This window comes from Actinomadura sp. NPDC000929 (assembly GCF_040492065.1).
Taxonomy (GTDB): Bacteria; Actinomycetota; Actinomycetes; order Streptosporangiales; family Streptosporangiaceae; genus Spirillospora; species Spirillospora verrucosospora.
Map to the genome: position 1 here is coordinate 1 of NZ_JBEUPA010000217.1, position 10,588 is coordinate 10,588.

Consider the following 10,588-nt stretch of genomic DNA (forward strand, 5'->3'; position numbering starts at 1 on the left):
GCGCCGGACCCGGCGGCGACGCGGCGGGCGACGCCGAGCGCCGCGGCCCGGTCGAGGCGCAGCGTGCCGGAGGCGTGCAGGAGCGCGTCGCGGACGGCGGCGAGGGCGCGCAGCCGGCGCAGGTCGGCGGGCGCGGGACCGCCGCGCACGCCCTCGGCCAGCCACAGGATCCGGTCGGCGCACTCCTCGACGACCGTGCCGAACAGCGGGCTGCCGGCCGTGCCGAGGACGCGGTCGTGCCGCCACAGCCCGAGGACGGATTCGAGCGCGGCCCCGAGCGCGGCGATGTCGGAGGCGCCCGCGATCCCGGCGGAGATCGACTCGGCGATCCGGCCGGACTGGTCGGCGCAGCCGCACAGCGCCGCGTCGAACAGCACGGCGGCGAGTCCCTCCATGTCGGCGCCCGCGGCGTCCATCCGCTCGTCCAGGGCGGCCGCCGCGGCATCGGCCGGCGTGGGCCCGTAGGCGCCCGCCTCGATGAGCGCGGCGTGGCGGCGCCCGTCGCGGTCGGCGGCGTCCAGGGTCCAGCGCTCCTCCAGCTCCGGGTCGGCGCCCGTGGCGGGGCCGGACTCGCGCTCGGCGAAGGGGATCCGCAGGACGCGCAGGCGGTGCAGCGCCCGGCTCCGCTCCAGCCCGCGCGGGGTCGTCAGCTTCAGCACGACCGGGCCGCCGCGGTCGAGCCCGAGGCGCGCCAGCTCGGCCGTCGCGTTCCCCACGAGCGGCGGGGCGGGCGTGTCGGCGTGCAGGCGCCCGGTCCGGTCGCCGCTCAGCGCGTCCACCATCTCGGCGACGGCCGGGTGCGCCCCCGGCGCGAGCGCGCCGCGGGAGGTCCACGGGAGCCGCTGGTCGAGGTCGTCGTTGACCAGCGCGGACACCAGGCCGTCGAGCAGGTCGGTGCGGGCCGGCGCGGGGTGGCCGCGCAGGCGGGTGAGGCCGGCGGTGAGGGTCCGCGCGGCGATCAGGTCGGAGGTCGACACGACCTGCCCCCGCCCGCGCAGCCGGGCCACGACCGTCTCCACCAGCGCCCCGGCCGCCGCGTCGGGGCCGTCCTCCCAGAGCCGCTGGTAGTACTCGGGCGACGGCATGCCCGACTGGTAGCCGGTGAACGCGTCGAGGCGCCGGAACGAGTACGGGACGAGGAAGCTGCCGCCGGTGGAGTCGCCGGGCGGCTCGGGCACGCGGGGCCACGCCGTGCCGCCGGACGCGGCGAGCGCTTCGAGGGCCGGCTTGTGGAATCCGCCGGTCACCACGACGACGGGGCGGTCTCCGGCGTCGGCCTCGGCGGCCCGCACCCACTCCGCCATGTAGGACTCGCGGGCGGCGTCGTCCTCCCCGGCCTCCGCCTCGCCCCGCACGAGCCCGAAGTACGCGTCGAGCCGCTCCGCCGTGTTCTCCGCGTCGATCTCGAACAGGTGGTCCCAGAGGATGTCGGTGTTGTCGACGGCGAACTCCCGGCACAGCCGCCCGGTCACCTCGGCGTAGCGGCGCTCGGCGTCGGCGTAGCGGTTGCTCCGCCCGGCGAACGCCGGGTGCCAGGCGGGCAGGTCGATGAACCGCAGCTCCGCACCGGCGGCCCGGCCCTCGTTCAGCGCGACCCACTCCGGGGAGTAGGCGCAGAACGGCGACCAGGACGCGTGCACGCGCTCGTCGTCGCGGTAGTAGCTGAAGACCGCGACGGGCGGCTCGTGGCCGAGGAGCAGCTCGCCGATCCGGTCGCCGAAGTCGGCGGGCCCCTCCACCAGCACGTACGCGGGCCGCAGCCGCCGGATCGTCTCCCGGACGAGGCGGGCGCAGGCGGGGCTGTGGTGCCGGACGCCGACGAACGTGGCGGCCATCAGCCGGGCAGCAGGTGCCGGGCGGCGTGCAGCGCCTTCCACTGCTCCCCGTCGCGGCGGGGAGCCTGCTGCTCCAGGTAGCGGCGCAGCCGGGCCAGGTCCTCGGGGTTGTCCTTGGCGGCGGTGCCGGCGAGGCACTCGACGATGTCGGCGGCCCCGCCCTCCTCGCCGCGCAGGAACCAGCCGCGCACCCCGACCTGGTGGGCGACCGAGACCGCCTCGGCGGTGCTCATCACCGCCGACAGCCGGTCCATCGACCGGCCCTCCTCGGTGGTGGCGTCGCGCAGTTCCCGGAACACGGTGACGAGCACTTCGAGGACGTCCCGGCGCGGCGCGACCTCCACCCCGCTGTGCTCCAGCAGCCGCCCCGCCTCCTGCTCGACCAGGTCCAGCTCGGTCGCGAAGTCGGCGATCGGGAACACGGTCTCGAAGTTGAACCGCCGCTTGAGCGCGGCGCTCATCTCGTTGACGCCGCGGTCGCGGGTGTTGGCGGTCGCGATGATGTTGAAGCCGTCGCGGGCGAACACCATCGCGTCCGCGCTCTGCCCCCCGTGGGACGAGGGCGCCCCGCTCCCGCCGGAGGCCGCGCGGGACAGCTCCGGGATCGCCAGGACGCGGTCGGACAGCGGCGACAGCAGCGAGTCCTGCACCTCCAGCGGGCAGCGGGTGATCTCCTCGAACCGGACGACCTTGCCCTCGGCCATCCCGGTGAGCAGCGGCGCCGGGACGAGGGAGCGCGTGGAGGGCCCCTCCGAGACCAGCAGCGCGTAGTTCCACGAGTACTTGATCTGGTCCTCGGTGGTGGCCGCGCCGCCCTGGATGGTCAGCGTGGAGGTGCCGCTGACCGCCGCCGCGATCAGCTCCGACAGCAGCGACTTCGCCGTCCCGGGCTCGCCGACGAGCATCAGCCCCCGGCTGGTGGCGAGGGTGACCAGGGCCCGGTCGATGAGGGCGGTGTCGCCGACGAACTTGCGGCGGACGCCGAGCGCCTCGTCCCCGACGATGAACCGCCGCGCGGCCGTCAGGCCGAGCGCCCAGCCGGGCGGCCTCGGCCCGGTGTCGCTCTCGCGGAGCCTCTCCAGCTCGCCGGCGAACCGCACCTCCGCCGGCGGCCGCTGGTACCCCGTGTCCACGTCCTCCGGCCCCTCCGAGGGGTGATCTTCCATGCCCCAACGCTAGGGGACCCCTCGGACACTCCGCCCGAAGATCCAGATCTTCCCCGCCGGCACGGCGGATAGCATGCGCGGCATGATCTTGGTGACGGGAGCGGGCGGGGCCGTGGGTTCGGCGCTCCTCGAGATACTGCGCACCGCCGGGCAGCCGGTCCGCGCCGCGTACCACGCGCAGCGCGACGTCGACCAGGCGGCCGCCGCCGGCCTGGACGCCGTCCGGATCGACCTCGGCCGGCCCGCGACGCTTCCGCCGGCGCTGCGCGACGCCGACGCGGTGTTCCTGGTCGGCGCGATGGGGCCCGACCAGACCCGCCACGAGCTCAACCTCGTCGAGGCGGCGACCGCGGCGGGCGTTTCCCGGGTCGTCAAGCTGTCGGTCTGGCGGGCCGACGAGGAGCTGACGCCCATCGCCCGCCTCCACCGGCCCGTGGAGGCGGCGCTCCAGGAGTCCGGCCTGCGGTGGACGTTCCTGCGGCCGAACTTCTACATGCAGAACTTCTCCCGCCAGTTCGCCGCGTCGATCAGGTCGGCCGGCCGGTTCGCCCAGCCCCGCGCCGACGCCCCCATCAGCTTCGTCGACGTCCGCGACATCGCCCGGGTCGCCGCCCACGTGCTCACCACCGACGGTCATGACGGCCGCGTCCACGCCCTCACGGGCCCCGAGGCGCTGACCTACGACGCCGCCGCCGGGGTGCTCTCCCGGGTCCTGGACAGGCCGGTCCGCATCGTCGGGCTCTCGGACGCCGACGCCCGAGCCGCCATGCTGGAACGCGGCCTGCCCGCGTTCCACGCCGACGCCCTGATCGAGGTGAGCCGCGCGTACCGGGACGGCGGCGCGGAGACCGTCACCACGACGGTCCGCGACCTCACCGGCCGCGAGCCGACGACCTTCGAACAGTTCGTCCGCGACCACCGCTCCGCCTTCGTCTGAGCGGCCGCGGCAAGCGGCGGGCCTGAGTGGCGCCCGGCTCGCGCCGCACGAGTATTTGACCTCTAGGTCAAAAACCCGCTACGGTCGCGGCATGGGGAGACCGAAGGGCTTCGAACCGGACGTGGTCGTCGCGCGGGCGATGGAGACGTTCTGGACCAAGGGCTACGCCGACACGTCCCCCGCCGACCTGGCCGAGGCGACCGGAGTGGCCAAGGGCAGCCTGTACCACTCCTTCGGCTCCAAGCGCGAGCTGTTCGCCAAGGCGTTGGACTTCTACAGCCGGAGCGGCGTGGAGCTGACCGAGGAGTTCCTCTGGCGGCCGGGCACCACCAGGGAGCGCTTCCGCGCGTACTTCGCGATGCTCGTGGACATGGACCTGGACGGGCCGGTGCGCCGCGGCTGCCTGGCCCAGAACACGGTCGGCGAGCTCGGCGGGCGCGACGAGGAGGCCACCCGCGCGGTGCACCGGATGGAGGAGCGCATGATCGGGCTGTTCGCCGCCCGCATCGAGCAAGGGCAGCGGGACGGCGACGTCGACCGGGGCGTCGACGCCAAGGCGCAGGCGCTGCTCTTCCAGACCACCCTCGCCGGGCTGCGGGTCATGGCCAAGACGTTCGGCCGACCGGAGCTGTACCGGATCATCGACACCGCCCTGGCCGGCCTCTGAGGCGCGACACTTCGGACGAACGCCCCTTTTTACGCCCTCATTTTTGACCTCTAGTTCAAGAATTCGCTCATTTCAGGAAGGAAGATCATGGATCTCGGCATCAGCGGAAGGACCGCTCTGGTCACCGGCGCGAGTCGCGGCATCGGCCTCGCGATCGCACAGGCCCTGGCCGCGGAGGGCGTCCGGGTGGTGGGCGCCGCCCGCACCGTCACCCCCGACCTGGAGAAGGTCGCCGCCGCGGCCGTGCCCGTCGACCTGAGCACCCGCGACGGGGCGACGGCGGTCGTCGACGAGGCGCTCGCCGCGGTCGGCGGGATCGACTTCCTCGTCAACAACGTCGGCGCGGGCGACCCGGACGGGCTGACCGTCGGCGGGTTCCTCGACGTCGGCGACGAGCAGTGGCAGAGGATGTTCGATCTCAACCTGTTCAGCGCGGTGTGGACCACCAAGGCGGCGCTGCCGAGCATCCTGGAGCGCAAGGGCGCGATCGTGAACATCTCCTCGATCAACGCCCGGACGCCCACCGGCTCGCCGGTCGGCTACGCGGAGGCGAAGGCGGCGGTGGCCCTGTTCGGAAAGCGGCTCAGCGAGGAACTGGCTCCGCGCGGCGTCCGCGTGAACACCGTCTCCCCGGGCGTCGTCGCCAGCCCGCTGTGGACCGACCCGGACGGTTTCGGCGGCAAGGTGGCGGCCGCGTTCGGGATCGGCCACGACGACCTGCTCGCGGGCCTGCCCGGACAGGCCGGCATCGCCTCCGGGCGCATCACCGAACCCGAGGAGGTGGCGGACCTGGTCGCCTTCCTGCTGTCCGACCGTGCCGCCAACATCCACGGCGCCGACCACGTCATCGACGGCGGCACCCTCAAGACCGCCTGACAGAGCTCCGGGCCGCCCCTGGGGGCGTGTTCCTCAGGGCCTCGGTGAGGCGGTGGACGTCGGCCTCGGTGGTGCGCCAGTTGCTGAAGGCGGCGCGGAGCGCGGGCACCCCGGCATAGGTGGTCGGGGTGAGGAACGCCTCGTCCTTCAGGCCGGCGGCGAGGTCGGCGAGCCGCTCGGCGGTGGGGTCCCCGGCCAGCGTGAAGCACACGACGTTCAGGCGGACCGGTGCGAGCAGGCGCAGGCCGGGGATCGTCTCGACGGCCCGCCCGAGGGCGCGGGCGCAGGCGATGTTCCGCTGGACGATCTCGCGGTGCCCGTCTCGCCCGTAGGCCCGCAGCGTGAACCAGGCGGCGAGGGCGCGCAGGCGGCGGGAGTTCTCCGGGGTGAGGTGGACGGGGTCGGGCGTCTCGCCGAGCGGACCGAGGTAGGCGGCGGCGTTCTGGAACACCCGGGTCTGGAGGCGCCGGTGGCGGGTGAACTGCACGGCGCTGTCGTAGGGGACGTTCAGCCATTTGTGCAGGTCGACGCAGATGGAGTCGGCGGCGTCGAGTCCGGCGACCAGGTCCGCGTGGTCCGGCGACAGCGCCGCGAAGGCGCCGAAGGCGGCGTCGACGTGGAGCCAGAACTCGTGGCGTTCCCGCAGCGCGGCGATGGCGCGGAGGTCGTCGAAGTCGACGGTGTTGACCGTGCCGGCGTTGGCGACCACGATCGCCGGGCCGCCGGCCTGGGCCAACGCCCGCTCCAGCGCCTCGGGGTCGACCGCCTCCCGGCCGTGCAGAACCGGCACCTGAACCAGCGAGGCACGGCCGAGACCGAGGAGGGACAGGCCCTTCCCGATGCTCGAATGCGGACTGCCCGACAGGACGCGCACCCGCCCCAGTGCCGCCGTGCCCTCCTCCGCCACGGTGACGCCCATGCGCTCGCCGAGCCATTCGCGGGCGACCGCCAGGCCCACCGTGTTGGACATGGTCGCACCGCTGACGAACGCCCCCTGGTGCGCGGCGCCGAGACCGAACAGCTCGCGCAGCCAGCCGACCGTCCGGCGTTCGAGCTCCGGGCCCGCGCCGTCGAGCGCCGACGTGGGGTTCTGGTCGGCGGCCGCGGTCAGCCAGTCGCCCGCCAGCGCGGCCGGCGTGGCGCCGCCCGTGACGAAGCCGAGGTAGCGGGGCCCGGCGCTGGCGGACAGCAGCGGAGCCCACTCGCGGGTGAACTCCGTGAGCGCCGCCGCCAGCCCGTCCCCCTCCTCGGGGAGCGGCACCGGCTCGGGCAGGTGCAAGGGCGGGACGACCGGCTGCTCGTCCAGGCGACCGAGGATGTCGTTCGCGCTCAGGCCGACCGTCCGCAGGAGATCCGGAAGCCGGGCGAGATCTGCGGCGAGGCGTGGATGCATGAGCGCGACGGTATCCAGGGCGGCGTCACAGATCCTGGGCCAATCTTGGCAAACTGGACCAATGCGTACCACCGACCTCCAGTTGGCCGCAGCGCTGGGCGTGTGGCGAAGGCCGGGCGTCGCCCTGGCACGGGCGCTGGCCGACGCGGTCGGCGACGCCGCCCTGGACGGCCGGTTGCGGGTCGGTTCCCCGCTTCCCGCCGAACGCCGTGCCGCCGCCGCGCTCGGCGTGAGCCGGGGGACGGTGGCCGCGGCGCTGGACATCCTCCGCGACGAGGGATGGGTCGACACGCGCCGCGGCAGCGCGAGCACCCTGCGGCTTCCGCCGGAGGCGGCGATGCGCGTCGCCCCGGTCTCGGCCGTCGGCGAGGACGGTGCCATCGACCTGCGAAGGGCGGTTCCGGCAGCGCCCCACACGGCGTATCAGCGGGCACTGCTGAGAGCGGCCGAGCGTTCCGGCCCGGTCCTGGCCGAAAGCGGAGAGACCGGCGCGGGGCTGCCGGAGCTGCGCTCACTGATCGCGGACCGCTACACAGGCGAAGGACTCCTCACGCGGCCCGAGCAGATACTGATCACCTCGGGGGCGCGCGCGGCCCTCGCGCTGCTGACGGCGCACCTGCGCCCCCGGGCCGCGGCCGTGGAGATCCCCACCTATCCCGCCGTGCTGGCCGGCTTCCGTGCGGCCGGAACCCGCCTGGCCGGCTGCCGGGTCGCCACGGACGGCTGGGACCTGGACCAGCTCGACGACGCGTTCCGGGCCGCGGCGGGCGGGCTGGCCTACCTGGTCCCCGACTTCCAGAACCCGACCGGCGCGCTCATGCCGGGCGCCGCCCGGCGGACCGTGGCCCGGCTCGCCGAACGGCACCGGGTGACCGTGGTGGCGGACGAGACCATGCGCGACCTCGATCTGCGGGCGGCGCCGGCGCCGCTTGCCCGGATACCCCGCGCCGTCCTCGTCGGCTCCGCGGCCAAGACGGTCTGGGCCGGCCTGCGGGTCGGCTGGATCCGCGGGACGGCCGCGCTGGTCGGCGAACTGGCCCGCCATCCGCTGTGCGAGCCGCTGTCCGCGGCGCCGACGCAGCAGATGGTCGCCGCCGAGCTCCTCCGCGACCCGGCGCCGGTCCTGGACCACCGGCGGACGGCCCTGCGGCGGCAGCGCGACCACCTGAGCGGGCTGCTGGCCGGAGACGACCGCTGGCGGTTCACCGTCCCGCCGGGTGGGCTCGCGCTCTGGTTGCGCCTGACCGCCGTGCGATCCGACCTCGTGACGGCCCGGGCCCGCGCGCACGGGCTCGAACTCTCACCCGGGCCGTCCTTCGCGGCCGACGCGACCTGCTCCCACCATCTGCGCCTCCCCTACACCTCGCCGATCACCACGCTGGACCGCGTCGCCGCCGTCCTGGACGGCGCGTGCGGCGGCCGAGGCCCGCGGGTCCCGAGCCCGGGCCGCCGGGGGACGCGCCCCGGCCGGTGAGCCGTCGCCCGGGCGGTCGCGCCGCTCACTTCTCGGCCCTGTCGGCGAGGGCGGTCAGGTCGGACAGGATCTCGGACGCCATGACGGGGTGCAGCTCCCCGAACGTCAGCGGCGTCCCCTTGCTGGGCCAGAAGTCGGCGGGTTCCACGGCGAGCCACACGTACTCGAGGACCTGGTGGTCGCCGGTGGCGTCGAGCGCGCCGACCGCGAAGCCGGGATCGAGGTCGATGACGACGTACCGCCGGTCGGCGACGCGCCGGGAGATCCACCGCTCGACCCCGGCGTCCAGCGGCGCGCCGCGCTCCCAGCCCAGCTTCACCAGGCCGAGGACGTCGCCGAAGGGCAGCTTGAGGCCCTCGAACCGCTCCAGCCGCCCGCTGCCGCGCTCCTGCTCGGTCAGCGTGTGGACGGGGCGGGTGAGCTGCGGGAACGGCTGCGATATCTCGTAGTCGGCGAAGACCTCCGACCACGCCTTCACCGTGTCGCCGAGGTCCAGCGGGTGCGCGACGCCGACGCGGGCCGACGCGGGGAGGGCGAACGCCTCGTCGCCGGCGTCGGCGAAGGTCCGGTCCTCGGCGATGCGGAACGCGGCGGTCGTGCCGCCGTCCTCCGCCAGCCAGACCAGGCGGCGGGCGATGTGCCAGACGAGCGGGTGCCGGACGATGAACTCGCCGAACTCGGCGGGCGTCCAGCGGCGCCGCGTCACCATCGCCTGCTCCAGCCTGCGGAGCTGGTCGGCGGCGACGGTGCGGACGTCCTTCTTGAGCGCGGCGAACGCCTGGTAGGCGGCGGGCGCGAGTTCGGGGTCGTCCTTGGCGGCGGGCTTGGGGAGCGTCTTGCGCCGCTTGCCGTCCTCGTCGGCGACGAACGGCTTGAGCTGCTCGTCGAACCGGACGAGGAAGCGGCGCGTGCCGTAGTCGAGGGTCATGCCCCCTTCGGCGTCGAGGCCGAAGTCCGGGACGAGCCGGTCCGCGAGCTGGTCGGTGCTCAGGTCGAGCCGCTTCGCGACCTGCCGGATCCGCTCCTGCGCCTCTGCCTGGAGCCCCTTGAACTTCACCTTCTGGCCGATGCCGTGCAGGTGCATCAGCGCCACGTCGGTGCCGATCTCGGCGAGCACGTCCAGGCCGTGGACGGCGTTCTTGTGCCCGCCCTCCCCCGGCCACGCCCGGATGACCGGCGTGAGGCGCCGGACGGTGTCGTCGTCGCCGGTGCGGCCGAGCTGCCGCAGGGCCCAGGCGTCCTTGGACGGCTTGCCGGCGTCGAGCCACTGCTGGAACAGCGCCCACCCGCATTCGGACAGCGTGCCGGGTGCGCACGCCTCCGCCAGCTCGTCCATCGCGTACGGGGCCGGGAGCGCGAGCACCTCGACCAGACGGCCGACCGCCTCCCGGGGAAGGGCGCGTTCACCGCCCCGCAGCAGCACCTGCGGGAGCGGGGTCGGATCCAGCCATGCGCCGACGGCGGGGGGCCTGTCGAGGCCCGTCTCCACCGGCGGAGTGGACAGCAGCGTCCGGACCGCCTCGGCGGCCTCGTCGCCGTGCGCGTCGCGGGCCGCCGCGACCACGCCGTCGAGGCCGCGCAGGTCCCGCACGTACCGCAGGGCGGTCTCAGCGGGCCGCCGCTCCTTGGCCTTGTCGCCGAGCGCCGCCGGGACGAGCAGGGGCACCGCGTCGACCCCGTGGCGGCCGAACCACCGGCGGGCCGGGCCGAGGAGCGCCCCGCGCTTGACGAGCCCCTCCGCCATGAACCTCGCCACGCCGCCGTCCAGGTACGGCATCAGCGGCTCGCAGCAGGTGTCGGGGAACGCCTTGGCCGTCCGGACGGCCGGGGGCAGGGCGTCGAGTTCGTAGCGGGCCGCGAGAGGCCGCATCCACACGTGAGCCCACCGGACGCCGTAGCCCTTCCATCGGGGCATGAGGGGACGGATCAGCTCCTCCGGCCCGTACACCATCAGCTGCACGTTGCCCGAGTCGTGGCCGGCGGACGTGTAGGCCCCGACCAGCGCCTCCCAGTCGGGGGCGTCGGGCCTCTCGGTCTTCGGGTCCCACTGGAGCCACTCCTCCCGCTCGCCCTCCCGCCACACGAGCCGCGCCTCCGGGACGGTGAGGCCCTTGAGGACGGGGCGCCGCGGGTTCAGCCACGGCGGTCCTCCAGGAACGTCACGCAGCCCGCGTTCTCCATGGCGCCCGCGTTGAACTCGGGCACGAAGAGCTGGTCGTACTTCGAGAACGGGTACGGGC

8 protein-coding genes and 1 pseudogene are annotated in these 10,588 nt (G+C 74.8%); 4 read left to right on the forward strand and 5 right to left on the reverse strand.

Features of this window, described 5'->3' with window-relative positions; translation table 11 throughout:
* Both ABWI04_RS39615 and ABWI04_RS39620 read right to left on the reverse strand, forming a co-directional pair.
* Nucleotides 1-1,835, reverse strand: a 1,835-nt coding sequence (locus ABWI04_RS39615; RefSeq protein ID WP_353835610.1) for a DUF5682 family protein, incomplete at its 3' end; no start/stop codon positions are given.
* On the reverse strand, nt 1,835-3,001 hold the full coding sequence (locus tag ABWI04_RS39620) for an ATP-binding protein (RefSeq protein ID WP_353835611.1): 1,167 nt from the start codon (nt 2,999-3,001) through the stop codon (nt 1,835-1,837). The genes ABWI04_RS39620 and ABWI04_RS39615, both read right to left, overlap by 1 nt.
* 82 nt (nt 3,002-3,083) lie before the next feature.
* On the opposite strand from ABWI04_RS39620, the gene ABWI04_RS39625 reads away from it, so the two are divergent.
* The 3 genes from ABWI04_RS39625 to ABWI04_RS39635 all read left to right on the forward strand — a co-directional run bounded on the left by ABWI04_RS39625 (nt 3,084) and on the right by ABWI04_RS39635 (nt 5,481).
* Nucleotides 3,084-3,938: an SDR family oxidoreductase gene (locus ABWI04_RS39625; RefSeq protein WP_353835612.1), complete on the forward strand. Its 855-nt coding sequence runs from the start codon at nt 3,084-3,086 to the stop codon at nt 3,936-3,938.
* A 91-nt stretch (nt 3,939-4,029) separates the two neighbouring features.
* Nucleotides 4,030-4,605 (forward strand): TetR/AcrR family transcriptional regulator, encoded by a 576-nt coding sequence (locus tag ABWI04_RS39630; RefSeq protein ID WP_353835613.1) that lies wholly within the window; start codon nt 4,030-4,032, stop codon nt 4,603-4,605.
* An 87-nt stretch (nt 4,606-4,692) separates the two neighbouring features.
* Entirely contained in the window at nt 4,693-5,481 is a 789-nt protein-coding gene (locus tag ABWI04_RS39635; protein WP_353835614.1) for an SDR family oxidoreductase, read from the forward strand.
* On the opposite strand, the gene ABWI04_RS39640 is transcribed toward ABWI04_RS39635, so the two are convergent.
* Entirely contained in the window at nt 5,468-6,874 is a 1,407-nt protein-coding gene (locus ABWI04_RS39640; protein ID WP_353835615.1) for a pyridoxal phosphate-dependent decarboxylase family protein, read from the reverse strand. The genes ABWI04_RS39635 and ABWI04_RS39640 overlap by 14 nt on opposite strands.
* Before the next feature lie 61 nt (nt 6,875-6,935).
* Here ABWI04_RS39640 and ABWI04_RS39645 point away from each other — a divergent pair, with 61 nt between their 5' ends.
* Nucleotides 6,936-8,348, forward strand: coding sequence for an aminotransferase-like domain-containing protein (locus ABWI04_RS39645; RefSeq protein ID WP_353835616.1), 1,413 nt, complete (start codon nt 6,936-6,938; stop codon nt 8,346-8,348).
* A 25-nt stretch (nt 8,349-8,373) separates the two neighbouring features.
* On the opposite strand, the gene ABWI04_RS39650 is transcribed toward ABWI04_RS39645, so the two are convergent.
* Both ABWI04_RS39650 and ABWI04_RS39655 read right to left on the reverse strand, forming a co-directional pair.
* On the reverse strand, nt 8,374-10,431 hold the full coding sequence (locus ABWI04_RS39650) for a DUF4132 domain-containing protein (protein WP_353835617.1): 2,058 nt from the start codon (nt 10,429-10,431) through the stop codon (nt 8,374-8,376).
* 62 nt (nt 10,432-10,493) lie between these two features.
* Nucleotides 10,494-10,588: pseudogene (locus ABWI04_RS39655) on the reverse strand (M1 family aminopeptidase); the annotation flags it as partial.